Raw genomic sequence first — 25,330 nt, 5'->3', positions numbered from 1 at the left:
GAGGAAGGGCTCTTCCTCGATTACGGCGTTGGTGACCCCACGCCCCGTAGTTCTCAAACAGGTTCTCCATCGGACCGAAGTCCGTCGGAGAGGCCGGCCGTATAGACGAAGATCGACGGGATATCAACAGCGCGCGGAAATCCCCTCCCAAAACACCTCACGGTCAGGCTCTAATGGCCCAAGCTTAGAGGGGGACCCGCCATGCACCGCACCGTCGCCGCGCTCACCGCGCTTCTGCTCGCCGTCGCCAGTCCCGCCTTCGCCGAGCTGAAGGCCCCGCCGACGCCGCGGGCCGTGGTCGCCGATCCGGCGCGCGACAAGGATCACCCGGCCGACATGGCCGCCTTCCAGGTGGACATCGCCGGCTCCAAGGTCAACGCCATCCTCTATCTGGCTTCCGGGGCGGAGCCGCATCCGACAATGCTGTTCCTGCACGGCTTCCCGGGCAACGAGACCAATATCGACCTGCTGCAGGCCGTCCGCCGCGCCGGCTGGAACGCCATGCGGATCAACTACCGCGGTTCCTGGGGCAGCCAGGGGACGTTCAGCTTCGCCAACGCCCGCGCCGACGGCGAGGCGGCGGTGGCCTGGCTGCTGGATCCGGCCAACGCCGCCAAATACCATGTCGACCCCAAGCGCATCGTCGTGGCGGGCCACAGCATGGGCGGCTTCATGGCCGCCGACGCCGTCGCCGCCGAACCCCGCGTGGCCGGGGCGGTGCTGATCGACTCCTGGGACATCGGCAAGGAAGCGGCCAAGCTCACCAGCGACCAGGTCCGCAAAGGCGCGGCCGAGGCCATGCGTCCCGACACCGCCCCGCTGGCCGCGACCTCCGAAGCCCTGATCGCCGAGATCGAGCGGGACGCGGCCAAGCTGGATCTCGAAAAGCTCTCCGCGAAGATCGCCGACCGCCCGGTGCTGATGATCGGGGCCGAGTTCGCCGGCGCGCCCACCACGCGCAAGCTGGCGGCCGCCGCCCGCGCGGCCGGGGCGCAGGCGCTCACCGAAACCTACATGGCCACCGATCACAGCTTCTCGGACGCGCGCATCGCGCTGGAAAGCGAGGTGATCCGCTGGCTGGCCCAGTTCGATCCGACCATAGCGCCGGCCGGGTCGCGGATTCCCCTGAAGGCCGCCTACGACCCGAACAACGTCTTCGCCAGGATCATCCGGGGCGAGCTGCCGGCCTACAAGGTCTATGAGGACGCCGACGTCCTGGCCTTCATGGACCGCGCCCCGCTGGAAGCCGGCCACGTGCTGGTGATTTCCAAGACCTCCAAGGCCCGCAACCTGCTGGAGATGGATCCGAAGGACCTCGCCAAGGTCATGGCCGTCGCCCAGAAGGTCGGCCAGGCGGAGGTCGACGCCCTGGGGCTGGAGGGCTTCGTCGATCCTGCAGAACAACGGCGTCGGCCAGAGCGTGCCGCACCTGCACGTCCACGTGATCCCGCGCATCGCCGGCAAGCCGGTCTATCTGGCGGAGAACGCGGTGGCGGATCCGAAGGACCTGGAGGCGATGGCGGCGAAGATTAGAGCGGCGATGAAGCCCTAAAGCCGCGCCAGCGCCTGCTTTCCCGCCGCGACGCCGGTGGCGAAGCAGGCCTGCCACAGATAGCCGCCGGTCGGAGCCTCCCAATCCAGCATCTCGCCGGCCAGGATCACCTCGGGGCGGTTCTTGAGCGCCAGGCCGTCGAGGCTCTCGAATGTCACGCCGCCGGCCGCCGAGATGGCGCGATCCAGCGGCTGGACGGCGGTCAGCGCGATCGGCGCGGCCTTGATCGCCTCGGCCAGGACCGCCGGCTCCGCGGGCAGGTCCAGCCCGTGGGCCTCGCGCAGCAGGTTGACCTCGACCGGCGACAGCTTGACGGCCTTGCGCAGGAAATTGGCCAGGCTCTGGCCGCCGCGCGGCGCGCGCAGCCGGCGTTCCAGGGTCTCGATGGGGATGTCGGGCCGCAGGTCGATGGTCAGCACCGCCCGGCCGTCGGTCTCGATCGCATCGCGCAGGCCGGCCGCCAGGGCGTAGACCGCCCCGCCCTCCAGGCCGTAGCCCGCGACCATGGCGTCGCCCCGCGCGGTCGCCTCGCCATGGCGCAGGCCGATGTTCTTCAGCGGCTCGCCGGCGAAGCGCTCGCGAAACAGGTCGCTCCAGGCAACGTCGAAGCCGCAGTTGGCGGCCCGGAACGGCGCGACGGCCGCGCCCTGTCCCTCCAGCGCCGGCGCCCAGGCCGCGTCCGAACCCAGCCTGGGCCAGCTGGCCCCGCCCAGCGCCAGCACCACCGCCCGGGCGCGCACCGCCTCGCCATTGATCAGCAGGCCGCCGTCGGCGCTCCATCCCGTCCATTCGGCGCGCGTCCGCAACTGCACGCCCAGTCCCTCCAGCCGCGCCAGCCAGGCCCGCAGCAGCGGCGAGGCTTTCATCGCCTTGGGAAACACCCGGCCGCTCGCTCCGACGAAGGTCGGCTGGCCCAGCCCCTCGGCCCAGGCCACGAGGTCCTTCGGCGAGAAGGCCTTAAGCATCGGCCCCAGGGTGGGCGACCGCGCGCCGTAACGCCGGCCGAACCGCTCGAAGTCTTCGGAATGGGTGAGATTGAGCCCACCGCGCCCAGCCATCAGGAACTTGCGCCCGAAGGTCGGCATCTTCTCGAACACCGCCACGGACTTGCCCGCCCGCGCGACCGTCTCGGCCGCCATCAGCCCGGCCGGCCCGCCGCCAATCACGGCGACGTCGAGGATTTGTTCGGTCACGTCAGGCCGCCTCGATGTCGGTCAGGACGAAGTCGTCGCCCTTGTAGAGCAGCGGGACGCCATGAACCTTGGCGCAAGCGTAGGCGAAGCAATCGCCCATGTTGAGCTTGGCGGGATGGACGCCCTTGCCGAAACGGGCGGAGCGCCATCGTCGCCTCGCGCAGGCCGATGTCGATCGTCACGACTTCCGCCGCTCCAATGTACTCAAGGACCTCGATTTCGGCCTGAGCTATGGTCAGGCCCTTGCCCCGCGAAAGCGTGCGAACCGTTTCCCAGACCGCAACCCCTGATGTGATCGCGCCGACGGTCGCCGCCAAACGCTCTTCGAAGGACTGTCTATCGGGCTCGCCGAGAAGAATGGCGCAGAATGCGGGAAGCGTCCACAAACATCTAGTCGCCGGACATCTCGTCGAAAAACGCCTTGTCGACATTAAGGCCCGTATCAGGAAGCTTGGCCACACGTTCGCTGATGGCCCGCATTCTCGCCAGCTTCTCGGTCTTGGTTCTGTCCTCGGCCTCGCGCGCCTTGGTCACGGCAAGCTTGATGGCTTCCGTGATGCCAACGCGCTTTTCCTCCGCATACCGGCGAACCAAGGCGTCGGTCTCGGGATCGCGAATATGGAAGGGCATCGGAATCTCCGTCTAGACGAAAGATAGCATCGGCTAGCCGAGCTCACAACGACGCCCCAAACGCAAGACGGGCGCTGGATCGCTCCAGCGCCCGTCCAGGTAACTCAGCTTCGAGCGGCGATTAGCCGACCGAGGCGGTGTCCACCTTGAAGCCCGGACCCATCGTCGACGACAGGCCGATGCGCTTCACGTAGACGCCCTTGGCGCCCGACGGCTTGGCCTTGTTCAGGGCGTCGATCAGGGCCTTGACGTTGATGACCAGGGCTTCGTCGGTGAACGAGGCCTTGCCGATGCCGGCGTGGACGATGCCCGCCTTCTCGACGCGGAACTCGACGGCGCCGCCCTTGGCGTCCTTCACGGCTTGACCGACGTTCGGCGTCACGGTGCCGACCTTCGGGTTCGGCATCAGGCCGCGCGGGCCCAGCACCTTACCGAGACGACCGACCAGGGCCATCATGTCCGGCGACGCGATGACGCGGTCGAAGTCCATGAAGCCGCCGGCGATCTTTTCGTACAGGTCTTCGGCGCCGACGTGCTCGGCGCCCGCCGCGACGGCTTCGGCCGCCTTGGCGTCCTTGGCGAAGACGGCGACGCGGACGTCGCGGCCGGTGCCCGACGGCAGGTTCACGACGCCGCGGACCTGTTGGTCGGCGTGACGCGGATCGACGCCGAGGTTGACCGAGATCTCGATCGACTCGTCGAACTTGGCCTTGGCGTTGGCCTTCACCAGGGCGATGGCGGCTTCGACCGAGTGGGTCGCGTCGCGGTCGCCGGTCCAGGCCTTGATGCGCTTGGGTTGCTTAGCCATTGGATTAGGCCTCCACGATCTTCAGGCCCATGGCCTTGGCGGAGCCTTCGATGATCTTGGCCGCGGCCTCGATGTCGTTGGCGTTCAGGTCCTTCATCTTCTTTTCGGCGATTTCGCGCAGTTGCGTGCGCGTCACTTCGCCGACGGTCTCGCGACCGGTCAGCTTCGCGCCCGACTTCAGACCGGTGATCTGCTTCAGGTAGTGCGTCGCCGGGGGCGTCTTGGTGATGAAGGTGAACGACTTGTCTTGGTAGACAGTGATCACGGTCGGCAGGGGCGTGCCCTTTTCGACGTTCTCGGTGCGCGCGTTGAACTCCTTGCAGAAGCCCATGATGTTGACGCCGCGCTGACCCAGAGCCGGGCCGATGGGGGGCGAAGGCGTGGCCGAGCCAGCCTTCACCTGGAGCTTGATGTAGCCCAGGATCTTCTTAGCCATATTATCCTCTCGTGAGGGCCGGAGCCCTCGCTGGTGAGCCGTGGTGCGGGCTTGGCGGCCCTCCCACGGATTTGAGCCTGTCGCCTAAACGACAAGCACGCCCCAGAACCGGGGTTCGGGGGCGAGGCGCGGCGTTTAGCAGGTGGTCAGCGGCGAGTCAAAGGCTCCGGGGCCTTTAGCTCAGGCCGCGTTCGGGCAGCGCAGCATCGAGTAGAGCTGCGCGGTCAGGCCCGGCCGAGCCGCGTCCGTGGCGCAGGCGGCCGCGGGAGCCAGCACGGCGACCTGGCTGGTCTCCAGGAACACCTCATCGCTGGCGTCCCCACAGGCCCAGTCGTAGATCGCGCCCAGATAGTTGGCGTAGATCACCCGCCCCAGTCGGTCTGGATCGACGTGCGACGCGATCTCGCCGGCGGCCTGGGCCTGGATCATCGCCTGAATGACGATCTGGGCGACGTCTCGTCCCAGGTGCGTGCCTTCGAACAGCACGCGGGGGATCCGCACCAGCACCTGGCGATAGAGGTGGCTGTCATCGATATAGAGCTGGGCCGAGGCCCGCGCCGCCTCCAGCGCGAAGGCGACGCCCTTCGCCGAGGCGCGCGACAGCAGCGACTCGACCCGGTTCATGGCCACGTTGATCACCGCCAACCCGACCGCGTCGAGACCGCCGATCAGATTGTAGATGGTCTGGGGCGAGACCTCGGCGGCCGCGGCGATTTGACTCAGGGAGACCTTGTCCAGCCCGTGCTCGCGCCAGAGATCGGCCGCCGCGCCGACGATCTCGGCGTAACGGCGCGCCTTGCCCCGAGCCCGCAGGGCCATGCCAGAGTTTGGAATGGAATCCATTTTCATTGATGCATCTATTTTTAGACTGTATTCCATTTTCGCAACAAGCGGAACCATGCGGCCGACGCAAAGGGCCGAACTCAGAAAGCACGCACTTGGGACTCTTCGACAGCCACTCCGCCCTGGCAGCCCGCTACGAGATTGCCCGCGCTACCGGCCAGATGCCGACCGGCGTGGTGATGGACCAGCTCCTCTCGGCCAGCGAGGCGATCATCAACGGCCGCAAGACCGTGACGGTGGGCACGCACAACTATCTGGGCCTGGCCTTCGACGAGGCCAGCATCGAGGCCGCGGTCGAGGCGGTGCGCCGCGAAGGCACGGGGACCTGCGGCTCGCGGATCGCCAACGGCTCGTTCTCGGACCACGTCGCGCTGGAGCGTGAACTGGCCGAACTGCATGGCATGGCCCACGCCATGGTGTTCTCGACCGGCTACCAGGCCAATCTCGGCATCATCTCGACCCTGGTCGGCGCGGGCGACTTCCTGCTGCTGGACGCCGACAGCCACGCCTCGATCTACGACGCCTGCAAGCAGACGCAGGCCAGCGCCATCCGCTTCAAGCACAACGACGCAGCCGACCTGGACAAGCGCCTGCGCCGCCTGGCCGATGAGCCGGGCAACAAGCTGATCGTCGTCGAGGGCATCTATTCGATGCTGGGCGACATGGCCCCGCTGAAGGCGATCGTCGAGGTCGCCAAGCGCCACGGCGCCTACATCCTGGTGGACGAGGCCCACTCGATGGGCGTGCTGGGCGACAACGGCTGCGGCCTGGCCGAGCGGGAAGGCCTGCTGGATCAGGTCGACTTCGTGGTCGGCACCTTCTCCAAGAGCCTGGGCGCGGTCGGCGGCTACTGCGTCTCCAACCACGAGCAGTTCGACATCCTGCGCGTGGCCTGCCGCCCCTACATGTTCACCGCCTCGCTGCCGCCGGCGACCGTCGCCTCGGTGCGCGCCTCGCTGAAGGCCGTGAAGGAACGTCCGCACCTGCGCGCCAAGCTGTGGGCCAATGTCAGCCGGCTCTACGGCGCGCTGGAGGCCGCCGGCTTCCAGCTGGGCTCGACGCCCAGCCCGATCGTCGCCGTCTGCCTGGAATCGGACGCCACGACCCTGGCCATGTGGCGCGCGCTGCTCGAGGCCGGCTACTACGTCAATATCGGCCTGCCGCCGGCCACGCCGTCGGGCGAAAGCCTGCTGCGCTGCGCCATCTCGGCGGCCCACACCGAAGCGCAGATGGACGGCCTGGCCGAAGCCCTGATCCGCCTCGGTCACGAGTTCGGCGTGCTGGCCGAGCCGCGCCTGATGGCGAAGGCCTAAGCTTCAATTCTCGTCATCCCGGAAGCCCCGTAGAGGCTTTCCGGGAGGACAAGCATTTGAGCCCCCTACCCCTTCGCCAGCTCGGCCTCGACCTGGCCGAGCCGCTCCTTGCCGAAGAACATCTCGCTTCCGACGAAGAAGGTCGGGATGCCGAAGGCGCCCCGCGCGACGGCGGCCTCGGTGTTGGCGACAAGCTCGCCCTTCACCTCAGGATCGGCGGTCGCCGCCAGCAGGGCCGCGCCGTCGAGGCCGGCCCCGTTCGCCGTGGCGACGAACACCGCCGGATCGTCGAGCTTGAGGCCATTCTCCCACATGCCCTTCAGCATCGTTTCGAGATAAGCCTCGCCGACGCCCATCCGCTGGGCGGCGATCTGGCCGCGCATCAAGAGCAGGGTGTTGACCGGGAAGTGCGGATTGAACCGGAACGCGGCCAGTCCGTGCGCTTCGATGAAGCGGCGCATCTCCAGCATCTCGTAGTCCAGCTTCCCCTTCACCCCGCTGAAGGCCACGCCCGGCGCCTGGTTGCCGGTGGCCTTGAAGATGCCGCCCAGCAGGCACGGCAGCAGGGTCACGGCCGCGCCATGGCGGGCGGCGATGTCCGGCAGCACCTTCCAGGCCAGGTAGGCGTTGGGGCTGCCGAAGTCGAAGATGAAGTCGACGGATTGGGTCACCAGGTCTCTCCCCCTACCAAGTTTCAGAATGGGGCCGCAGGTCGATCTCATGGGTCCAGGCCGAGCGCGGCTGGCCATGCAGCCAGACATAGTTGGCGGCGATCTCGGCGGGCTTCAGGATCTCGTCGCGATCCAGCAGGCCTTGGACGTCCTCGCGGATCGAGCGGGTGAAGACCCCGTCGATCGCTCCGTCGACCACGACATGGGCCACGTGGACGCCCTTCGGCCCCAACTCGCGCGCCGCGCTCTGGGCCACCGCCCGCAGGCCGGCCTTGGCCGAGGCGAAGGCCGAAAAGCCGTCCTTGCCGCGCAGGCTGGCGCTGGCGCCGGTGAACAGGATCGTGCCGCGGCCGCGCGGGACCATCACCCGCGCCGCCTCGCGGGCGGTGAGGAAACCGGCGAAGCAGGCCATCTCCCAGACCTTGCTGAACACCTGGGCCGTGGTCTCGACCAGGCCGAAGCGGACGTTCGCGCCGATGTTGAAGACGACGACCTCCAATGGCCCGACCGCGGCCTCGATCCGGTCGACCAGGCCAATCATCTCGGCCTCCTGGCGGGCGTCGACGCCATAGGCGCGGGCCGCGCCGCCGCGCTCACGGATCTCGGCGGCCAAGGCCTCCAGTTGGTCGAGGTGGCGCGGGCGGCGGGTCATGCAGACCTCATACCCCTCGGCCGCGAAGGCCTTGGCGATCGCGCCGCCGACTCCATCGCCGACGCCCACCACCAGGCAGGCGCCCTTTGGACTGCCCATCGCCGCTTCCTCCGCTGTTATGGCGTCAAGTTCGTATTGAATCTGTACTGAGTCAAACGCAGAATGGCGCCATGAAGTGGGAAGATCTCTCCGACCAGCCCTGCTCGATCTCCCGCGCCCTGGCGGTGATCGGCGACCGCTGGACCCTGATGATCCTGCGCGACTGCTTTCTGGGCGTGCGGCGGTTCGAGGTGTTCCAGCGCCGGCTGGGCGTCTCGCGCACCATCGTCACGGACAGGCTGCGGGTGCTGGTTGACGAGGGGGTCCTGCGCCGCGTGGCGTATCAGGACAAGCCGGTCCGTCACGAATACCGGCTGACGGAGAAGGGCCTGGACCTGCATCCCGTGGTCATGGCCATCGCCCACTTCGGCGACAGCCACTATGCCGACGCCGCCGGTCCGCCGGTGCTGCGGCGGCACAAGGGGTGCGGGTGTGATTTCCACCCCGTGCAGGTGTGCTCGGAATGCGGCGAGACCGTCACCGCCCGGCAGGTCGAGGCGCGGGCCGCGCCGGGCTTCCCGGAGCCCTAGCGCGCGCCCTGGAAGAACGCGACAAGGCTGAACGGCGCCCGCTCGTCCAGGCACAGTCTCAACGTCTCGTGCGAGTCCTCGGCCGCCTTGCGGCTGCGCGGGAACATCGCCGCCTCATAGGCTGTCAGCGCCGCCTCCACATCACCAGGATGCGCCACGATCGCCTGGCCCAGTTCCGCGCCATCCAGCATCGCCAGGTTCGCCCCCTCGCCGGCCGGCGGCGCCAGATGGGCCGCGTCACCCAGCAGGGTGACGCCCGGCGTCCGGGCCCAGCTATGATCGTCGGGCAATGCATGCAGCGAACGCGGGACCAGCGGTCCGTCGCTATCGGTGATCAGGGCCACAAGCTCCGGCGCCCAGCCCGCGAACTCGGCCGCGATCCGGGCCTTGGCGGATGCGTCGTTGGTGAAGTCGATCGCATCGAACCACGCTGTCGGACGGTTCAGGGCGACATAGGCGTGCAGCACGCCGCCCGGCTCGCGATGCGCGAAGATCCCCTGCCCCGGCGCCATCGCGAACAACCCGCCGCCGCCAACGGCCGCGGCGGTCGCTGGATAGCGCGTATCGACATCGCGCAGCCAGGCCTCCACGAAGGTCGCACCGACATATCGAGGCTTGGCGTCCGATAGCAGCGGCCGGACCTTCGACCATGCGCCGTCCGCGCCAACGAGCAAGCCGGTGGTCACAACCTCACCGTCCGAGAAGGTCAGTTGATGGCGCCCCTCGCCCAGCGCCACGACGCCGGCCAGCTTCTTGCCCCACCGCACTGTGCCCTCCGGCAGCGACTCCAGCAGGATCCGCCGCAGTTCGCCGCGCGGGACTTCAGGTCGGCCGCCCTGGCCATTGTCGGGCAGGTCCAGCACCACCACACCATGCTTGTCGAGCACGCGCGAGGCCTGTCCGCCCTCGTGGATCAGCGCCTGGAAGTCCTCGAACAGCCCCGCCGCCTTCATGGCCGACTGGCCGTCCATCTCGTGGATGTCGAGCATGCCGCCCTGCGTCCGGGCTCCGGCCGAAGCCTCGGCTTCATAGACCGTCGCGGCGACGCCGTGAACGTGGAGCACACGCGCCAGGACCAGACCCCCCAGGCCCGCGCCAATGATCGTGACCGAAGCCGTCATGAGATACTCCCGAATAGATTGGAACATCGTTCCAGAGGCGGCCTATTGGAACATCGTTCCAATCGTGTCAAGAACGCACCCATGGCTCCCCGGACCGAACGACGCGCCGACGCGCTCTCCAAGGCGAAGATCGTTCGAGGCCGCGATCGCGATCCTCGACGCCGACGGCGAAGCGGCCCTGACGTTCCGCGCCCTGGCGGCGCGCCTGTCGACCGGGGCCGGGGCGATCTACTGGCACGTCGCCGACAAGAACGACCTGCTGGCCGCCGCCGCCGACGACATCGTTGCCCAGGTCATGGCCAAGATCCCCGCCGAGGCCGAGCCAAGGGCGGCGATCCGCGCCATGGCCCTCAATGTCTTCGAGGCCGTCGACGCCCATCCCTGGGTCGGCGCCCAGTTCTTCCGCGATCCATCGCGGCCGGCGGCGCTGCGGATCCTGGAAGGCGTGGGTCGTCAGCTCCACGCGCTGGGCGTGCCCGAGGCCGCGCAGTTCGACACCGCCACCGCCCTGGCCAGCTACATCCTCGGCGTCGCCGGTCAGAACGCGGCCAACGCCCGCCAGGCGCGCGAAAGCGGCCGCACGGACCGTTCGGCCTTTCTCGGCGAGATCGCCGACCGGTGGGCGGCGCTGGATCCCGAGCAGCATCCATTCGTGCGGCGGATGGCGGCCCAGTTGCGCGACCATGACGACCGCGCCCAGTTCCTGGCGGGCGTCGACCTGATCCTGGCTGGCGCGGCCTCGCTGATCGGATAACGTATCCCCAACAAGCGCAAGGCGCGGGGGAGTTTTAATGGATCGTCGTCAGTTTCTGCTGGGCGTCGCGCTGACGCCGTTCGCCGTCTCGCCCGCGCTCGCCGCGCCTGGATCCAAGGACGCCGAGCTCAGGGCGCTGCTGGACCAGTTCTGGGAAGCCGACCTCGACGCCTCGCCCGAGACCGCCACCAGCCGAGGTCTGGACGTCGGGGCCCGCGCCGGCCAGCGCGCCCAGCTGAACGACGGCTCGCGCGCGGCCCGCGCCGCCTGGGTGGCCCAGCGCAAGGACCGCGTCGCGGCCCTGGCCAGGATCGACCCGACCCAGCTGTCGCCGGCCGCCCGAGTCGACCACGAGGTCACCACCTACACCTACAAGCGTATCGTCGAGGGCGGCGAGACGTTCACCTATGGCGAGGGGCCGGCCGGCTTCGGCTATGCCCCCCTATTCGCCCTATGTGCTGAGCCAGCTGACCGGCCCCTACCAGTCCGTCCCGGACTTTCTCGATTCGCGCCACCCGGTGAAGACCAAGGAAGACGGCGAGGCCTATCTCTCGCGGCTGGAGGCCTACGCCAGGGTTCTCGACGACAATACCGCGGCCTTCAAGATGGACGCCGCCGCCGGCGTTCTGGCCCCTGACTTCGCCCTCGACGCGGCCCTCGCCCAGCTGAAGCGCCAGCGCGCCCCGGCGCCGGAGCAGACCAGCATCGTCCAGTCGCTGGTCGCGCGCGCGGCCAAGGCGGGCCTTTCCGGCGACTGGTCGGCGCGCGCCAGCGCCATCGTCGGCGGCAAGGTGCAGCCGGCCCTCGACCGCCAGATCGCCGCCCTGGAGGCCCTACGCCCCAAGGCCACTGGCGACGCCGGGGCCTGGAAACTGCCGATGGGCGAGGCCTTCTACGCCGGGGCCCTGGCCTTCCAGACCACGACCCGCCGCACGCCCGAGGAGGTCCACAAGCTGGGTCTCGACCAGGTGGCCGATCTGACCGCCCAGATCGACGTGCTGCTGAAGAAGCAGGGCCTGACCACCGGCACGGTCGCCGCGCGCCTGACGACCCTATCGGCGCGCCCCGACCAGCTCTACGCCAACACCGACGCGGGCCGCGCCCAGCTGCTGGCCGACCTCAACGCCCAGACCAGAGCCATCCGCGCGCAGCTGCCGACGCAGTTCCGCACCCTGCCCGCCGCTCCGGTCGAGATCGTCCGCGTGCCACCCGAGATCGAGGACGGCGCCCGAACGGCTACGCCCAGCCGCCGTCGCTGGACGGCGCGCGGCCGGGCCGCTTCTACATCAACCTGAAGGACACCACCGAGTGGCCGAAGTTCAGCCTGCCGACCCTGACCTATCACGAGGCCCTGCCCGGCCACGTCTGGCAGGGCTCGATCGCCCTGGGCTCGCGGGAGATCCCGATGCTGCGCCGGGCCGGCATGGGCTTCGCCGCCTATAGCGAGGGCTGGGCCCTCTATGCCGAGCAGCTGGCCGCCGAGATGGGGGCCTATAGGGACGACCCGCTGGGCGAGATCGGCTTCCTGCAGTCGCTGCAGTTCCGCGCCGTGCGCCTGGTGGTCGACACCGGCATGCACCACAAGCGCTGGAGCCGCGCCCAGGCCACCGACTACATGGTCGATAACACCGGCATGCCCCGCTCGCGGGTCCAGCGCGAGATCGACCGCTACTGCGTCTGGCCGGGCCAGGCGTGCAGCTACAAGATCGGCCACACCGAGTGGGAGCGCCTGCGCGACGTCGCCAAGGCCAAGGCCGGCGCGAGGTTCGACCCCAAGGCCTTCCACGACGTGCTGCTGCGCGGGGCCATGCCGCTGGTGGTGCTGGAGCAGGTGCTGAGCACGATGACCTTCACCGCTTGACCGCTCAATCTTGACGTTCGCGCCGCCGCGCGCACAGCTTGAGCAAAGCCCGGGCGGACGCGGCGGCGATTGAAGACCTCGCGCGGCCCCGGGACGGGAGAGAGACTTGGCCGATCCGCGCGACTTCCACACGCCCAAGGACCACTACACCAAGGCCGACCTGCTGGAGTCGGGCCGGGGCGGCTACTTCGGGCCGGGCAACGCCCAGTTGCCCGCGCCGCCGATGCTGATGATGGACCGGATCGTCGAGATCAGCCTGGACGGCGGCGACTTTGGCAAGGGCCACGTGGTCGCCGAGCTGGATATCACCCCGGACCTCTGGTTCTTCGACTGCCACTTCATCGGCGATCCGGTCATGCCCGGCTGCCTGGGCCTGGACGCCATGTGGCAGGTGATCGGCTACTGGCTGGGCTGGTCGGGCTCGCCCGGCAAGGGCCGCGCCCTCGGTGTCGGCGAGGTTAAGTTCCGCGGCGACGTCACGCCCGCGTCCAAGCTGGTCCGCTACGAGATCAGCCTGCGGCAGGTCCGCCGAGGCCGGCTGGCGCTAGGCCTGGCCAACGGCCGGCTGATCGTCGACGGGGAGTGCGTCTACACGGCCAACGACCTGAAGGTCGGGATGATCGAGCAGCGCGACTGAGGCGCGCGGCTGGGCCCCAAAAGCAAAGGCCCCGCGCCGTTTCCGACGCGAGGCCTTGAAAGCTCCGGTGAAGGACCTCGCCTTACGAGATCTTCTCGACCTGGGCGTATTCCAGCTCCACCGGCGTGGCGCGGCCGAAGATCGAGACGGTGACCCGCAGGCGGGCCTTTTCCTCGTCGACCTGCTCGACGGAGCCGTTGAAGCTGGCGAACGGACCGTCGATGACGCGGACGTTCTCGCCGACTTCGTACAGCACCACGGTCTTGGGCTTCTCGACGCCTTCCTCGATGGCGCCGACGATGCGCTGGACTTCCTTTTCGGAGACCGGCATCGGCTTGGAGCCGCTGCCCAAGAAGCCCGTGACCTTCGGGGTGTTCTTGATCAGGTGGTAGGCTTCGTCCGAGAGGTTCATCTTCACCAGGACGTAGCCCGGGAAGAACTTGCGCTCGGCGTTGACCTTGCGGCCGCGGCGGATCTCGACGACATCTTCGGTCGGCACGAGAATCTCGGAGAAGTTTTCTTCCAGGCCCTGGTTCTTGGCCTGCTCACGGATGCTCTCGGCCACCTTCTTCTCGAAGTTCGAGTAGGCGTGGACGATGTACCACTTGTGGTTCGGGTTCGAGGCGGTTTCGGTGCTCATCGCTCTATCTTATCCCGAGGTCGCCAGCTTCAGGAGCTGATTGATGGCCAAGCCGAGGCCGCCGTCGACGGCCATGAAGAACAGCGACGCCAGGACCACCATGATGAAGACCATCACGGAGGTGATCCAGGTTTCCTTGCGGCTGGTCCAGGTGATCTTGCGGGCTTCGGCGCGCACTTCACGGAAGAACTGCACCGGCGTGGTGCGCTTCTTCGGGGCGGCGGGCGCGGCGACGGACGCGGCGGCCCCTGCGGGCGCCATCGCCGCGGCCGTCTTGGCGGCGCGGTTCTTGATCGCTGACGGGCTGGATCCCGGTTTCCTGGCCATGCTCTAGAGGCTCACGACTTCCTAAACTGGACCCGGACCGACAAGCGGCCCGGTGGCCATAGCCGGGCCCGAAAGCGACCCGTCAAACATATATAGTGGCAGGAGTGGGGGACTCGAACCCACGACTTTCGGTTTTGGAGACCGACGCTCTACCAGCTGAGCTACACTCCTGCGGACCGACTACCCTTTCGGGCCGACGGACATCCGGAGACAGACAGCGCGCCGGGAGGCTTGGAAGCCTCGGCGCGCCACGTCCTGTCGCCAGAGCCGCGCCATTTAGCAGGGTCGCGTACGGCGGGCAAGCGGCGCGCAAAGGATTGAGCGGCTTCGAGGGCTCGATCGTGGCTTTCTTCCCGGCCCATGGGGCCCCCGCGAGGATGGAAGGCGAGGATCGAAGCCTCGGGCTGGGCGTTATTTGGCCATGCCCACGATCACCAATCCGCCCCAGGCGACCTCACCCTCCGACCGCCCGTCGAATCGGGAAGTCGAGAACGAGAACCAGAAGGCCCCGCCCCGCGAAGGCGAGCCGCCGCGACCGGCCACTGAGCCTCACGGCGCGGCCGACAGCACCCGTTCGCCGAAGACCCGGACGGATCCAGGCTCCGGCGAGGGTTAGCGCTCTTCAGTCCGACCTAGCCGGCCTTGGCCAGCTTGGTCTTTTCGCCCTTGTCGGCCGCGGTCGAGTCGCTGGCCGGCAAGGTCGCGCCGCACTGTATGCCCAGATACGACCACTTCACGTCCGTCAACTCGCGGCCGCATTGGGTGTTCTTGCCAGAATCCCTGCCGCGCAGCGAGACCGCGACGCCCTTAGACATGTCCGGCGCCGGACTGGCGCTGCTGATGTCATAATAGCCGCCGCCACGCCCCTTCACGACGAGGCAGTTGGTCTTCTCGACCGGCCGGACGCATCCCGACGCGGTGACCGACGTGGATTCCACGACAACTTGATTAGCTTGCGCGACTTTCGTCTTCGCGCCGCCGTCACTGCAGGCAGCCAAACCAAACGCTAACAGACCGGCCGCCGCGGCGGCCCCTACGAACCAAACCCGCATACGTTCCTCCGTATCGTTGGCTCCGCGAACGAAGCAACCGGAAGTTTGCGCTTCGTTTTGGAATACCGGCAATCACATTTTTGCCGTTTTCGAAAAACCGGTCCGGCGTCATGACGATTTAAGAAAGAGAATTTCCTTAATCCGGTAACGCGCGCACGCGGTTACGCGACGGATGCAAGGACATTGAAATCCCATGCCGCACTCGCGACATTTCGTCTTATCTAAATATTTGCTTCCGAACCGAGACGCCGCTTTTTCTCGCCGCGCGAATACTCAGCCTGATCTTTTGGCCCCTCGACACGTCGTCGAAGCCCGCCGGGCGGGCGGACGAAACGGCGACGAAGTTTTTCCGAGGACGACTTTAGACAACCGGCGTTGACATCAAGACGGGCTTGCACAAATGAGACAGGCGTCGCCTCAGGGCCGCGGCGGCGCCCATTTCTCTCAAGGATTTCAGAGCACAGATGACGGCCACCGCGACCGCCGCAGCCCCTAATGGCGCCCCCGCCAAGGAGGCCCCGTTCCACGTCGAGAAGGTGCTGTGGGTCAAGCACTGGACCGACCGCCTGTTCAGCTTCGGCATCACCCGTCCGGCGTCCTTGCGCTTCCGCTCGGGCGAGTTCGTGATGATCGGCCTGCCGCCGCGTGAAGCGCTGGGCGAAAAGAAGCCGATCCTGCGCGCCTACTCCGTGGCCTCGCCGCACTTCGCCGAGGAATTGGAGTTCTTTTCGATCAAGGTTCCTGACGGTCCGCTGACCTCGCGCCTGCAGCTGATCCAGCCGGGCGACGAGATCCTGCTGGGCAAGAAGCCGACCGGCACCCTCGTCCTGGACGCCGTCCGCCCGGGCAAGCGCCTGTTCCTGTTCGGCACCGGCACCGGCCTGGCGCCCTGGCTGTCGGTGGCCCGCGACCCCGACGCCTACAGCCGCTTCGAGCGCGTGATCGTCGCCCACGGCGTGCGCGAGGTGAAGGAGCTGGCCTATCGCGACCTGTTCACCCACGACATCTTCGACGACCCGCTGGTCGGCGACGAGGCCCGCGCCCAGCTGACCTACTATCCGACCGTGACCCGCGAGCCGTTCGAGCGCCAGGGCCGCTTCACCGACCTGATCGAGAGCGGCAAACTGTTCAAGGATCTCGGCCTGGACCAGACGACGTTCGACCCCGAGAACGACCGCGCCATGCTGTGCGGCTCGATGGCCATGATCAAGGACACCGCCGCCCTGCTTGAGGCCCACGGCCTGAAGGAAGGCTCCAACGCCGATCCGGGCGACTTCGTGATCGAGCGGGCGTTCGTCGGGTAGAGGGGCTTAACGCTCAATCAAAGCCCCCTATACCTTGTCATCCCGGAAGCCTCGCAGAGGCTCTGTCCGGGACCTGGCTCCACGCTTCGCTTTGGCCGGGATGACAGGATTTGGATTCCCGATGACCGATTCCGCGCCGCGCCAGCTCAAGAACCTCACCGTCGAAGACGCCCGCGCCCGGATCCTTGAGGGCGCCGGCCGCCTCGGCGTCGAAACCGTCGCGCTCGAAGCCAGCCTGGGCCGCGTCCTCGCCCAGAGCGTCGCCGCCGCCCGCCCGCAGCCGCCGTTCGACGCCTCGGCCATGGACGGCTGGGCGATCCGGCGCGCGGACTACGCCCCGGGCAAGGCCTTCACGATCGCCGGCGAAAGCGCGGCGGGCAAGGCCTACCCGCATGACGTCCAGGCCGACCAGGCCGTGCGAATCTTCACCGGAGCTCCGATCCCTGCCGGCGCCGACCTCGTCGTCATCCAGGAAGAGGCCGTCCGCGACGGCGATACGGTCCGCTTCGAAGCGGGCGAGACCCCCAAGTCCAACAGGCGCCCGGCGGGCGGCGACTTCCAGGCCGGCGACGTCCTGCTCGAGCCCGGCGTCGTCATCGATCCGTGGCGGCTCAGCCTCGTCGCCTCTGCCGGCCTCGCCCAGGTCGCCGTCGCCCGCCGGCCGCGCGTGGCGATCCTGGCGACCGGCGACGAGCTGGTCCCGCCCGGCGCCAGCCCGCGTCCCGACCAGATCTTCGAGAGCGGCTCGTTCAGCCTGGTCGCCCTGGTCCAGGCCTGGGGCGGCGAGGCCTTCCGCCTGACCGCCCAGGTCGACGACGCGGCGGCCATCGCCGCCGCCGTTCAACCGGCCGAAGCCGACCTGATCGTCACCATCGGCGGCGCCTCGGTCGGCGACCACGACCTGGTCAAACCGGCCCTGAAGACCCTGGGCCTGGAGCTCGCCGTCGAGACGATCGCCGTGCGCCCTGGCAAGCCGACCTGGTCCGGCCGCCTTTCGGATGGTCGCCGCGTGCTGGGCCTGCCCGGCAACCCCGCCTCGGCCCTGGTCTGCGCCGAGCTGTTCCTGCGCCCGCTACTGGCGGCCCTGGTCGGCGCCGACGCCGAGGTCCGCCTGGTTCCCGCGGGCCTGGCCGAGCCCCTGCCCGCGACGGGTCCCCGCGAGCACTGGATGCGCGCGGCCTTGTCCATCGATCCCGAGGGGCGAACGATCGCGCGGGCGTTCCCCGATCAGGATTCCTCGCTGGTCGGCGTCTTCGCGCGGGCCGATGCTCTGCTGCGGCGACGGGCGGGAGCCTCCGCCGCTTCGGCGAACGCCGTCGTCGAAGTTCTGCCGCTGCGCCGGGGCTGAAACCGCGACGGCGGCAATTTGACGTGCTAAGCCCGGATGAGTTTCACGGGCGCGACCCGACCTTCAGGCCGAGAGGTTCGTTTCATGGGGCATGCAGGCAAGATCGCGACCCACGTCCTGCTGGCTGTTCTGGCCTTGCTGGTCGGGCGCTACCTCGTCATCGACATGCCCTTCACGCCCGACACCCTGGTTCAGGCGGGCTATTACGGCCTGGGCGCGCTGATCGTCGAGCTGCTGTTCCGCGTCGAGCGCGCGCCCTGGCGATTCGTCTCGGCCAGCGACCATCTGCGCCTGTTCCGCTCCGCCGTGCTCACGGCGGCGACCTTCCTGGCCATCACCCGCCTGGTGCATCCGGGAATCGACGGGGGCCTGCGCATGGTCGCCGGCGCGGCCCTGATCCAGGCCACCTTCCTGTCGGCCCTGCGCGTCATCCGCCGCAGCCTGCACGAGCGTCAGCTGTTCGATTCGGTTCTGCGCCTGGGCCCCGCCTCTATGCAGCCGGCCCTGCCCCGCCTGCTGATCATCGGTTCGGCCAACGAGGCCGAGGCTTTCCTGCGCGCCCCGGCCGGCCTGGGCGAACGCTACGCCCCGATCGGCGTGGTCTCGCCGCATGACCGCGAAATGGGCGACGAGCTGCGCGGCGTCTGCGTGCTGGGCTCCATCGCCGACTTCGACAGCGTGCTGGCCCGCCTTCGCGACAGCGGCCTCTCGCCCTCGGCGATTCTGTTCCTGACCGACAGCGCCATGAGCACCTTCGGCGCCGAGCGCTTGGGTCGCCTGAAGACCGAGGGCGTGCGCCTGCTGCGCCGTCACGGCGTGGTCGAGATGGGCGCCGACGCGGCCGCCGTCGCCTCCCTGCGCGAGATCAGCATCGAGGAACTGCTCAGCCGTCCGCCCGTGCGTCTCGATCCCGAGCCCGTCCGCGCCCTGGTCGCGGGTCGCCGCGTTCTGGTCACCGGGGCCGGCGGCAGCATCGGCTCGGAGCTGTGCCGCCAGATCGCCGCCAGCGGCTGCGCCCACCTGACCATGGTCGACGCCTCGGAATACAACCTGTTCCACATCGACCGCGAAATGGCCCAGACGTGGCCGGGCATGCCGCGCCGGGAGATCCTCTGCGATGTCCGCGACGCCGCCCGGGTCCACCGCGTGTTCGCCGAGCAGCATCCCGACATCATCTTCCACGCCGCGGCGCTCAAGCATGTGACGCTGGTGGAAAACCATCCGTGCGAAGGCGTTCGCACCAATGTGCTGGGCACCCGCAACGTCGCCATCGCGGCCAAGGCCTGCGGCGCGGCGCATCTGGCCCTGATCTCCACCGACAAGGCCGTGGCCCCCACCAGCGTGATGGGCGCGGCCAAGCGCGTGGCCGAGGCCGTGGCGCGCCAGTACGGCGGCGGCGGCGACATGCGCGTCAGCATCGTCCGCTTCGGCAACGTGCTGGGCTCGGCCGGCTCGGTGGTGCCGATCTTCCAGAGCCAGATCGCCCGCGGCCGGCCCGATCACCCTGACCGACGCCGCGGTCGAGCGCTACTTCATGACCATCCCGGAGGCCGTGCAGCTGGTGCTGCGCGCCGTGGCCCTGTCGCGCATCGCCTCCGAGCCGGAGGCAGGCGTCCTGACCCTGGAAATGGGCGAACCGGTCAAGATCATCGACCTGGCCCGCCGGATGATCGAGCTGCAGGGCCTGACGCCCGGCAAGGACATCGAGATCCTGATCACCGGCCTGCGCCCCGGCGAGAAGCTGACCGAGACCCTGGTCGACGTGAACGAGATCGCCCGCCCCAAGGCCCCCGGCATCATGGAAGCCCTGCGCCTGGCCGATGCGCCGATCATCGAGCCCGAGCGCCTGATGGCCCTGGACGCCCTGGCCGAGGATGGCGACGAGGCCGCCGTGCGGGCCCACCTGTTCGACCTGGTCGAGGAACTGCGCCAGGTCGGGCCGTCCAAGGTGGTCAAGATCCGGGCGTCCTGAGACGCGCTAGCGCAACAGCGGCGCCCGCGCGGCCAGATCGTTGCGCAGCGTGGTCGCGGCGACCCCGGCCTCGCCCATGGCGTGGCTGATCTGGTCCAGACCCAGCACCACATCGCCAGCCGCGTAGAGGCCAGGAATGCTGGTGCGCTGATGGGCGTCGACCTTGATGCAGCCATCCTCGGTGACGGCCGCGCCCAGGGCGCGCGCCAGGTCCGAATGGACGTCGGAGCCCAGGGACGGATAGACGGCGTCGAAGCGCAGCCGGCCCGCCGCGCAGGTCACGACCAGACCGTCGCGCTCGAGATGGAAGTCACGCACCGGGCCGGCGAAGCGCTTGACTCCGATGGCGTCGAGGCGGGCGTGCGCGGCGTCGTCGAGACCATCCTGGCCGGTCAAGCCGATCAGGCTGACATCGGCGGTATAGCCGCGCAGGAACTCGGCCTCGCGGGCGGCGCGCGGACCGCGACCGACGACCGCCACGGCCTGGTCGGTGACCTCGTAGCCGTCGCAGACCGGACAATAGCGCAAACGCCCCTGCCGCAGCGCCTCGGCATGGAGCGCCTCGTCCATCAGCGGCCGCCGATTGGTCACCCCCGTGGCGAGGAGAACGGTTCGGGCCGAAATCCCGCGATCGGGCAGCGTGGCGAGGAAGCCGTCCTCGCCACGCTCCAGGTTGGTGACCCGTCCCGCGATCAGCGCGGCTCCGTAGAGGATCGCCTGTTCGCGCATGCGTTCCAGCAGCGCCACGCCGGAGATTCCCTCGGGAAAGCCGGCGTGGTTGCGGGTGAGCGGGATCTTCTCGGCGCGGCTGTCTCCGGCGTCGACCACCTGCACCGACAGGTGGAAGCGCGCGGCGTAGATCGCGGCGGTCAGGCCGGCGGGCCCGCCGCCGATGATGAGACAGTCGATCATGGGCGCCAGAGGACCGCCTAGTCTCTGAGGGTCGCCGGAACGTGGCCGCCGTTCTCGGCCAGCTTGGCCCAGACCGCCTTTTGCAGGGCGATATTCTGTTCGGCGCTGCCGTCGGCGCCGGCGTGGACGCCAAGTTCCTGGCCCAGGGCCGCGCGGGCCTGCAAGCTGGAATCGAGATCCAGCAGCTTCAGCAGATCGACGATCGAGGTCCGCCAGTTGCCGCCACCGCCCTTCTCGGGTCGCGAGCTCGGTCAGGACGGCCTCGACGTCAACCGGCGCCGACGTCGCCGGAGCAGGCGCCGCGGCCGTGGTCGGCGTGGCCGGCGTCGGCGCCGCCTGAGGGGCCGGGCGCGGCGCTTGCGCGGGCTGATTGCGATGGAAGATCTTGTTCAGGATGTTGCCGAAGATGCTCATGAAGTCCTGCGATGGGTCTGACGCTAGGCGCGCTTTGATGGGCTAATCCGCCCGGATGGGCTTCGTTCCGTGACTTGCTCAGGCCGCAGCGACCAGCGGTTTGGGCGGCGGACGCACGAGGGGCTCGCGCGCCCAGATCCGACCGGCCGAAGCCGCGGCGATGAAGTCGTCGAGGCTGGCGTCCGGCAATGCGATCAAGCCCGCGTCGTCATCCGGCCCGACGTCGACGACGCCACCCGCCGCGAACAGAGGCGCGGCCGAGGGCAGGTAGGCGATGACCTTCAGGTGGCCATAGGCGTCGCGCAGAAAGTTGACCGCCGCCGCCTCGATCGCCAACTGCTCGCCGCCGTCGTCGGACGGCAGGATCGCCACCGCGTCGAACAGCACCGAGGGACCGCCGTCGATCTTGTGGTCGACCGGCAGCAACGCGCCGCTGGCCGTGGTCACGCCGTAAATGGTCGGGCCGACGATCTGCAGCTTCGCGCCCGCCGCCTCGACCGCGGCCTTCAGTTTAGCGACCAGCTTGTCATCGCAGCCGTCGCTGACGAGAGCGCCGATCTTGCGGCCCTCCAGGGTCGGCGCGGCCTTGGCCAGCAGGCTGAGCATGGGCGAGGGGTCCATGTCCTTGGCCGGGACCGGCGCGGGAGCCGGGACGATCTTGCCCGGGAAGCCCAGGCCCTCGGCCACCGACTGGGCCAGGAACTGATCGATATGGATCAGCCGAGACAGCACCGCCTCGCGAACGCGGGGCGTCACGCACTTGCTGAGCTCGAAGACCAGGGCCGCGACGATGTGATCCTGCTCGGGCTTGGTCTGGCTGGCGAAGAATAGCCGCGCCTGGGTGTAGTGGTCGGCGAAGGTCTCCGGCCGCAGGCGCAACTGCTCGCCGGCCTCGGGGTTGGGGAAGGTGTGGAAGCCGTTCTCCAGCGACTCGCGCGCCACGTCGGCGCCAAGGCTGGAGGGCTCATAGTTCACCTGGCCCTTCGGGACGCCCATCTGCATGTGGCCGTCGCGCTGCAGATTGTGGAACGGGCACTTGGGCTGGTTGATCGGGATCTGGTGGAAGTTGGGCCCGCCCAGGCGCTTGAGCTGGGTGTCCTGGTACGAGAACAGCCGGCCCTGCAGCAGCGGGTCGTTGGTGAAGTCGATGCCCGGCACCACGTGGGCGGCGCAATAGGCGACCTGCTCAGTCTCGGCGAAGAAGTTGTCGGGGTTGCGGTCCAGCACCATGCGGCCGACCACGCGCAGGGGGATGAGCTCCTCCGGGATCAGCTTGGTGGCGTCCAGCACATCGAAGTCGAAGCCGTCGGCCTGCTCCTGGGTGAAGTTGCAGGCAGAACTCCCATTCGGGGAAATCGCCGCCCTCAATGGCTTCCCAAAGGTCGCGGCGGTGGAAGTCGGGATCGGCGCCGTTGATCTTGAGGGCCTCGTCCAGACCACCGACTGAGAGCCCAGCTTGGGCCGCCAGTGGAACTTGACGAAGGTCGAGTTCGCCCGCCGCGTTCACCAGCCGGAAGGTGTGGACGCCGAAGCCTTCCATCATCCGCAACGAGCGCGGGATCGCCCGGTCGCTCATCGCCCACATGATCATGTGCATGCTCTCGGGCGTCAGCGAGATGAAGTCCCAGAAGGTGTCGTGGGCGGTGGCGGCCTGCGGAAACTCGCGGTCCCGGGTCCTGCTTGGCCGCGTGGATCAGGTCGGGGAAACTGATGGCGTCCTGGATGAAGAACACCGGCATGTTGTTGCCGACCAGATCGAAATTGCCTTGCTGGGTATAGAACTTGACCGCGAACCCGCGCACGTCGCGCGGCAGGTCGGCCGAGCCCTTGTTGCCGGCCACGGTCGAAAAGCGGGTGAACACCGGGGTGCGCTCACCCGGGCGCTGCAGGAAGTCTGCACAGGTGACGTCGGCGCAGGACTCCAGGCACTCGAAGAAGCCGTGCGCGGCCGAACCCCGCGCGTGAACCACGCGCTCGGGGATGCGCTCGTGGTCGAAGTGCATGATCTTTTTCGCGCAGGATGAAGTCCTGCAGCAGCACCGGCCCACGCGCGCCGGCCTTCAGCGAGTTCTGGTTGTCGGCGATCGGCACGCCCTGGTTGGTGGTCAGCTGGGTGGCCGGACCGTCGGCCTGCTGATGCGTTTCGCCGCCGGGGGCGACCAGCGTCTCGCCCTCGGTCGACGGGCCCGCGGGTCGGGGGACCTTTGTCCCGGTCGGGGGCTTGGCGCTTACGCGCGTGGCCGTCTTGGCCTTGGTCTTCGCCGGGGTGGCCATGAGCGTCTTCCGATTGTGTGGATGTGAGAACCTAACGTCCGCTCGTGGCGCGAGGTTGCGGTCGTGAACTCGACACATCGGCGACTTCGGTATCGCGTCCCGAAGATGAGCTGCTAAACCGGAGGCCCATGGCCGAACTTCACGACACCTACGATCCCCTGACCCCCCGTGCCGGAAGCACGCCGGGCGTTCCGCGCCCAGGACGCGTTTTCGCTGTGGTTCAGCCTGGGCATCGGCCTTCTGGTGCTGCAGGCCGGCGCGTTCCTGGTCCCCGGCCTGAGCCTGGGCATGGCGCTGGCGGCGATCGTCACCGGCTCGGTGCTGGGCGCCCTGCTGCTGGCCGCCGCCGGGGTGGTCGGGACCGACACCGGCCTGTCGTCGATGGGCGCCCTGCGCCTGGCCCTGGGCGCGCGCGGCGCGGCCGTCCCGGCGGTGCTCAACGCCATCCAGCTGACCGGCTGGGGCGCGTTCGAGATCATCGCCATGCGCGATTCCGCCGACGCCCTGGCCAAGCAGACCTTCGGCTTTTCCAGCCCGGTGATCTGGACCCTGGCCTTCGGCCTCCTGGCGACCTTCCTGGCCATCCAGGGGCCGGTGTCGTTCGTGCGCCGCTTCCTGCGCGCCTGGGGCCTGTGGCTGCTGCTGGCCGGCGCCGGATGGCTGAGCTGGCGGCTGCTGGCCGAGCACGACCTCTCCGCCCTGCTGGCCAGGGCCGGAACCGGCGAGATGAGCTTCGGCGCCGGCGTCGACCTGGTGGTGGCCATGCCGCTGTCGTGGCTGCCGCTGATCGCCGACTACACCCGCTTTGGCCGCACCAGCGGCGGCATGTTCAAGGGTTCGGCGGCCGGCTACGTCCTGGCCAACATCTGGTTCATGGCGCTCGGAGCCGCGTACGCCCTGGCGGCCGGCGGCGGCGAGAGCCTGTTTGCTGACGGCCCTGGCGGCCAGCGGCGGCGGGATCGCCCTGCTGCTGATCGTCATCGACGAGACCGACAACACCTTCGCCGACATCCATTCGGCCGCCGTCTCGACCGCCACGCTCGTCCCCGCCAAGCCCGCCAACCTGGCCCTGCTGTTCGGCGCGCTGTGCACGACCATCGCCCTCTTCGCGCCGATCACCCAGTACGAAGGCTTCCTGCTGCTGATCGGCTCAGTGTTCGCGCCGCTGTTCGGCGTGCTGCTGGCCGACCACTTCGTCCTGCGCCGTCGCGCCGCCGCCGTGTCTGGGGGCGGCGTGAACCTGCCCGGCCTGCTGGCCTGGGCGATCGGCATCGCCGCTTATCAAGCGCTTAGCCGCCTGGCCCCGGACCTCGGCGCGACCCTGCCCAGTTTCGTGGCGGCGGGGGTGGTTTATCTGGGGCTGAAGCGGGCATGGGGCGGGCGGAGGTCGTCCGACCCGACTCTTTGACATGCAGCAATGCGCCAATGCCGCTGACGACCAAGGCTGTCCCCCACAGCGACGGCAGAGGACAAGGCGAATGACCACGCCAACCGGCACGGCAAGAAGGTTGCCTCGGCATCCGGCCGCACTGCAGATACTTCTACGCAAGTGGCACGCCTACATCGGCATGATCATCGCGCCAACCGTCCTGCTCTTCGCCATGACGGGCGTGTTGCAGATCTACGAGTTGCACGAAGCCCATCCTGGCTACGCGCCGCCGGCGGTCGTGGCCAAGCTGGGGGTTTTGCACAAGAAGCAGCTCTATCGCGAGGGGCGTCGTCCCCAGTCGCAGCCCTCCGCGAAGCCCTCGCCGGGGCCCGCCCCGGCCGCATCGCGTCCAGAAGCCAAGGCCCAGCGGCTTCCGACGACCTTGCTGAAGGCGTTCTTCGCCCTGGCGTCGGTCGGCCTGATCATCTCGACGATCACCGGCGTCTGGATGACCCTGCGCCAGCCATTGCACCGTATGCGCCATATCCTGCTGCTGGTGGTCGGGACGGTCGTTCCCTTCGTCCTGTCCTGCCTTAGCCAATGAACGGCGAAATCCGC

The 25,330-nt window shown here is 68.7% G+C and carries 24 protein-coding genes, 1 tRNA gene and 6 pseudogenes; 12 read left to right on the top strand and 19 right to left on the bottom strand.

Translation table 11 applies throughout. The features are described from left to right. Positions 1-201 precede the first annotated feature (201 nt). Both ACHMW8_RS12135 and ACHMW8_RS12130 read left to right on the top strand, forming a co-directional pair. Positions 202-1,305 (top strand): annotated as a pseudogene (locus ACHMW8_RS12135) (alpha/beta fold hydrolase); the annotation flags it as partial. A 115-nt stretch (positions 1,306-1,420) separates the two neighbouring features. After that, the gene (locus tag ACHMW8_RS12130; protein WP_395445681.1) at positions 1,421-1,552 is read left to right on the top strand and encodes a hypothetical protein; all 132 of its coding nucleotides are present in this window, start codon (positions 1,421-1,423) and stop codon (positions 1,550-1,552) included. Here the strand turns inward: ACHMW8_RS12130 and ACHMW8_RS12125 are convergent. From ACHMW8_RS12125 to ACHMW8_RS12105, 5 genes are all read right to left on the bottom strand, one after another. Then, positions 1,549-2,745: an NAD(P)/FAD-dependent oxidoreductase gene (locus ACHMW8_RS12125; RefSeq protein ID WP_395445680.1), complete on the bottom strand. Its 1,197-nt coding sequence runs from the start codon at positions 2,743-2,745 to the stop codon at positions 1,549-1,551. The two genes, ACHMW8_RS12130 and ACHMW8_RS12125, sit on opposite strands and share 4 nt — an antisense overlap. Positions 2,746-3,135: 390 nt before the next feature. Beyond that, entirely contained in the window at positions 3,136-3,375 is a 240-nt protein-coding gene (locus ACHMW8_RS12120) for a type II toxin-antitoxin system VapB family antitoxin (protein WP_395445679.1), read from the bottom strand. Between the two features lie 121 nt (positions 3,376-3,496). Further along, on the bottom strand, positions 3,497-4,183 hold the full coding sequence (rplA, locus tag ACHMW8_RS12115; protein WP_395445678.1) for a 50S ribosomal protein L1: 687 nt from the start codon (positions 4,181-4,183) through the stop codon (positions 3,497-3,499). Positions 4,184-4,187: 4 nt separating this feature from the next. Beyond that, complete coding sequence (rplK, locus tag ACHMW8_RS12110) at positions 4,188-4,619, bottom strand: 50S ribosomal protein L11 (protein ID WP_058346464.1); 432 nt, start codon at positions 4,617-4,619, stop codon at positions 4,188-4,190. 180 nt (positions 4,620-4,799) lie between these two features. Beyond that, positions 4,800-5,462: a TetR/AcrR family transcriptional regulator gene (locus ACHMW8_RS12105; protein WP_125159216.1), complete on the bottom strand. Its 663-nt coding sequence runs from the start codon at positions 5,460-5,462 to the stop codon at positions 4,800-4,802. A gap of 95 nt (positions 5,463-5,557) precedes the next feature. On the opposite strand from ACHMW8_RS12105, the gene spt reads away from it, so the two are divergent. Beyond that, entirely contained in the window at positions 5,558-6,775 is a 1,218-nt protein-coding gene (gene spt, locus ACHMW8_RS12100) for a serine palmitoyltransferase (RefSeq protein WP_395445677.1), read from the top strand. Positions 6,776-6,840: 65 nt separating this feature from the next. Here spt and ACHMW8_RS12095 read toward each other — a convergent pair whose 3' ends face one another. Together ACHMW8_RS12095 and ACHMW8_RS12090 are read right to left on the bottom strand one after the other, a co-directional pair. Then, on the bottom strand, positions 6,841-7,497 hold the full coding sequence (locus ACHMW8_RS12095) for a 2-hydroxychromene-2-carboxylate isomerase (RefSeq protein WP_395445676.1): 657 nt from the start codon (positions 7,495-7,497) through the stop codon (positions 6,841-6,843). Further along, on the bottom strand, positions 7,460-8,197 hold the full coding sequence (locus tag ACHMW8_RS12090) for an SDR family NAD(P)-dependent oxidoreductase (RefSeq protein WP_395445675.1): 738 nt from the start codon (positions 8,195-8,197) through the stop codon (positions 7,460-7,462). Before ACHMW8_RS12090 ends, ACHMW8_RS12095 begins: the two co-directional genes overlap by 38 nt. Before the next feature lie 71 nt (positions 8,198-8,268). Here ACHMW8_RS12090 and ACHMW8_RS12085 point away from each other — a divergent pair, with 71 nt between their 5' ends. After that, complete coding sequence (locus tag ACHMW8_RS12085; protein ID WP_125159085.1) at positions 8,269-8,727, top strand: helix-turn-helix domain-containing protein; 459 nt, start codon at positions 8,269-8,271, stop codon at positions 8,725-8,727. On the opposite strand, the gene ACHMW8_RS12080 is transcribed toward ACHMW8_RS12085, so the two are convergent. Next, complete coding sequence (locus tag ACHMW8_RS12080; protein WP_395445674.1) at positions 8,724-9,848, bottom strand: FAD-dependent oxidoreductase; 1,125 nt, start codon at positions 9,846-9,848, stop codon at positions 8,724-8,726. The genes ACHMW8_RS12085 and ACHMW8_RS12080 overlap by 4 nt on opposite strands. 64 nt (positions 9,849-9,912) lie before the next feature. Here ACHMW8_RS12080 and ACHMW8_RS12075 point away from each other — a divergent pair, with 64 nt between their 5' ends. From ACHMW8_RS12075 to fabA, 3 genes and pseudogenes are all read left to right on the top strand, one after another. Further along, positions 9,913-10,602, top strand: coding sequence for a TetR/AcrR family transcriptional regulator (locus ACHMW8_RS12075; protein ID WP_395445673.1), 690 nt, complete (start codon positions 9,913-9,915; stop codon positions 10,600-10,602). A 37-nt stretch (positions 10,603-10,639) separates the two neighbouring features. Further along, positions 10,640-12,463 (top strand): annotated as a pseudogene (locus ACHMW8_RS12070) (DUF885 domain-containing protein). Positions 12,464-12,569: 106 nt separating this feature from the next. Further along, entirely contained in the window at positions 12,570-13,100 is a 531-nt protein-coding gene (fabA, locus tag ACHMW8_RS12065) for a bifunctional 3-hydroxydecanoyl-ACP dehydratase/trans-2-decenoyl-ACP isomerase (RefSeq protein WP_125159089.1), read from the top strand. Positions 13,101-13,182: 82 nt separating this feature from the next. On the opposite strand, the gene nusG is transcribed toward fabA, so the two are convergent. The 4 genes from nusG to ACHMW8_RS12045 form a co-directional block, all read right to left on the bottom strand. Further along, the gene (gene nusG, locus ACHMW8_RS12060) at positions 13,183-13,740 is read right to left on the bottom strand and encodes a transcription termination/antitermination protein NusG (RefSeq protein ID WP_125159090.1); all 558 of its coding nucleotides are present in this window, start codon (positions 13,738-13,740) and stop codon (positions 13,183-13,185) included. Positions 13,741-13,749: 9 nt separating this feature from the next. Continuing rightward, complete coding sequence (secE, locus tag ACHMW8_RS12055; protein ID WP_125159091.1) at positions 13,750-14,067, bottom strand: preprotein translocase subunit SecE; 318 nt, start codon at positions 14,065-14,067, stop codon at positions 13,750-13,752. 96 nt (positions 14,068-14,163) lie between these two features. Further along, positions 14,164-14,238: transfer RNA gene (locus ACHMW8_RS12050), tRNA-Trp, on the bottom strand. 461 nt (positions 14,239-14,699) lie between these two features. Continuing rightward, positions 14,700-15,119: a hypothetical protein gene (locus ACHMW8_RS12045; protein ID WP_395445672.1), complete on the bottom strand. Its 420-nt coding sequence runs from the start codon at positions 15,117-15,119 to the stop codon at positions 14,700-14,702. Between the two features lie 464 nt (positions 15,120-15,583). On the opposite strand from ACHMW8_RS12045, the gene ACHMW8_RS12040 reads away from it, so the two are divergent. From ACHMW8_RS12040 to ACHMW8_RS12030, 3 genes and pseudogenes are all read left to right on the top strand, one after another. Next, positions 15,584-16,423 (top strand): ferredoxin--NADP reductase, encoded by an 840-nt coding sequence (locus tag ACHMW8_RS12040; protein ID WP_125159093.1) that lies wholly within the window; start codon positions 15,584-15,586, stop codon positions 16,421-16,423. Positions 16,424-16,544: 121 nt separating this feature from the next. Next, positions 16,545-17,771, top strand: a complete 1,227-nt coding sequence (gene glp, locus ACHMW8_RS12035) for a gephyrin-like molybdotransferase Glp (RefSeq protein WP_395445671.1) — start codon at positions 16,545-16,547, stop codon at positions 17,769-17,771. An 84-nt stretch (positions 17,772-17,855) separates the two neighbouring features. Then, positions 17,856-19,743: pseudogene (locus ACHMW8_RS12030) on the top strand (polysaccharide biosynthesis protein). A gap of 6 nt (positions 19,744-19,749) precedes the next feature. On the opposite strand, the gene ACHMW8_RS12025 reads toward ACHMW8_RS12030, so the two are convergent. The 7 genes and pseudogenes from ACHMW8_RS12025 to ACHMW8_RS11995 form a co-directional block, all read right to left on the bottom strand. Then, positions 19,750-20,655, bottom strand: a complete 906-nt coding sequence (locus ACHMW8_RS12025; RefSeq protein WP_395445956.1) for an NAD(P)/FAD-dependent oxidoreductase — start codon at positions 20,653-20,655, stop codon at positions 19,750-19,752. A 17-nt stretch (positions 20,656-20,672) separates the two neighbouring features. After that, positions 20,673-20,819: a DUF3597 family protein gene (locus ACHMW8_RS12020; RefSeq protein ID WP_395445955.1), complete on the bottom strand. Its 147-nt coding sequence runs from the start codon at positions 20,817-20,819 to the stop codon at positions 20,673-20,675. A gap of 124 nt (positions 20,820-20,943) precedes the next feature. Beyond that, a pseudogene (locus tag ACHMW8_RS12015) lies at positions 20,944-21,069 on the bottom strand (hypothetical protein); the annotation flags it as partial. Positions 21,070-21,147: 78 nt separating this feature from the next. Further along, entirely contained in the window at positions 21,148-21,690 is a 543-nt protein-coding gene (locus ACHMW8_RS12010; protein ID WP_395445954.1) for a hypothetical protein, read from the bottom strand. 63 nt (positions 21,691-21,753) lie between these two features. Beyond that, positions 21,754-22,551, bottom strand: a pseudogene (locus ACHMW8_RS12005) (catalase); the annotation flags it as partial. Positions 22,552-22,799: 248 nt separating this feature from the next. Then, positions 22,800-23,039: pseudogene (locus ACHMW8_RS12000) on the bottom strand (catalase); the annotation flags it as partial. Beyond that, on the bottom strand, positions 22,942-23,343 hold the full coding sequence (locus ACHMW8_RS11995) for a catalase (protein ID WP_395445670.1): 402 nt from the start codon (positions 23,341-23,343) through the stop codon (positions 22,942-22,944). The gene ACHMW8_RS11995 and the pseudogene ACHMW8_RS12000, both read right to left, overlap by 98 nt. A gap of 168 nt (positions 23,344-23,511) precedes the next feature. Here ACHMW8_RS11995 and ACHMW8_RS11990 point away from each other — a divergent pair, with 168 nt between their 5' ends. Beyond that, the gene (locus ACHMW8_RS11990; RefSeq protein WP_395445669.1) at positions 23,512-24,636 is read left to right on the top strand and encodes a cytosine permease; all 1,125 of its coding nucleotides are present in this window, start codon (positions 23,512-23,514) and stop codon (positions 24,634-24,636) included. A gap of 185 nt (positions 24,637-24,821) precedes the next feature. Further along, positions 24,822-25,316, top strand: a complete 495-nt coding sequence (locus tag ACHMW8_RS11985; RefSeq protein WP_395445668.1) for a hypothetical protein — start codon at positions 24,822-24,824, stop codon at positions 25,314-25,316. Positions 25,317-25,330: the final 14 nt, after the last annotated feature.

Source organism: Caulobacter sp. UC70_42 (assembly GCF_044056025.1).
Lineage (GTDB): Bacteria > Pseudomonadota > Alphaproteobacteria > Caulobacterales > Caulobacteraceae > Caulobacter.
The sequence above is the reverse complement of the archived record's forward strand: the minus strand, read 5'-3'. Positions and strand labels throughout refer to the sequence as shown.

What these genes read in the sequence shown, in the direction of transcription:
- ACHMW8_RS12080 (WP_395445674.1), bottom strand. Translation starts at nt 9,848, where the DNA reads ATGACGGCTTCGGTCACGATCATTGGCGCGGGCCTGGGGGGTCTGGTC.
- rplA (WP_395445678.1), bottom strand. Translation starts at nt 4,183, where the DNA reads ATGGCTAAGCAACCCAAGCGCATCAAGGCCTGGACCGGCGACCGCGAC.
- ACHMW8_RS12010 (WP_395445954.1), bottom strand. Translation starts at nt 21,690, where the DNA reads ATGGACCCCTCGCCCATGCTCAGCCTGCTGGCCAAGGCCGCGCCGACC.
- ACHMW8_RS12105 (WP_125159216.1), bottom strand. Translation starts at nt 5,462, where the DNA reads ATGGATTCCATTCCAAACTCTGGCATGGCCCTGCGGGCTCGGGGCAAG.
- ACHMW8_RS12095 (WP_395445676.1), bottom strand. Translation starts at nt 7,497, where the DNA reads ATGAGATCGACCTGCGGCCCCATTCTGAAACTTGGTAGGGGGAGAGAC.
- ACHMW8_RS12040 (WP_125159093.1), top strand. Translation starts at nt 15,584, where the DNA reads ATGACGGCCACCGCGACCGCCGCAGCCCCTAATGGCGCCCCCGCCAAG.
- ACHMW8_RS12090 (WP_395445675.1), bottom strand. Translation starts at nt 8,197, where the DNA reads ATGGGCAGTCCAAAGGGCGCCTGCCTGGTGGTGGGCGTCGGCGATGGA.
- glp (WP_395445671.1), top strand. Translation starts at nt 16,545, where the DNA reads ATGACCGATTCCGCGCCGCGCCAGCTCAAGAACCTCACCGTCGAAGAC.
- ACHMW8_RS11985 (WP_395445668.1), top strand. Translation starts at nt 24,822, where the DNA reads ATGACCACGCCAACCGGCACGGCAAGAAGGTTGCCTCGGCATCCGGCC.
- ACHMW8_RS12025 (WP_395445956.1), bottom strand. Translation starts at nt 20,655, where the DNA reads ATGATCGACTGTCTCATCATCGGCGGCGGGCCCGCCGGCCTGACCGCC.
- ACHMW8_RS12085 (WP_125159085.1), top strand. Translation starts at nt 8,269, where the DNA reads ATGAAGTGGGAAGATCTCTCCGACCAGCCCTGCTCGATCTCCCGCGCC.
- secE (WP_125159091.1), bottom strand. Translation starts at nt 14,067, where the DNA reads ATGGCCAGGAAACCGGGATCCAGCCCGTCAGCGATCAAGAACCGCGCC.
- ACHMW8_RS11995 (WP_395445670.1), bottom strand. Translation starts at nt 23,343, where the DNA reads ATGGCCACCCCGGCGAAGACCAAGGCCAAGACGGCCACGCGCGTAAGC.
- rplK (WP_058346464.1), bottom strand. Translation starts at nt 4,619, where the DNA reads ATGGCTAAGAAGATCCTGGGCTACATCAAGCTCCAGGTGAAGGCTGGC.
- nusG (WP_125159090.1), bottom strand. Translation starts at nt 13,740, where the DNA reads ATGAGCACCGAAACCGCCTCGAACCCGAACCACAAGTGGTACATCGTC.
- ACHMW8_RS12120 (WP_395445679.1), bottom strand. Translation starts at nt 3,375, where the DNA reads ATGCCCTTCCATATTCGCGATCCCGAGACCGACGCCTTGGTTCGCCGG.
- ACHMW8_RS12045 (WP_395445672.1), bottom strand. Translation starts at nt 15,119, where the DNA reads ATGCGGGTTTGGTTCGTAGGGGCCGCCGCGGCGGCCGGTCTGTTAGCG.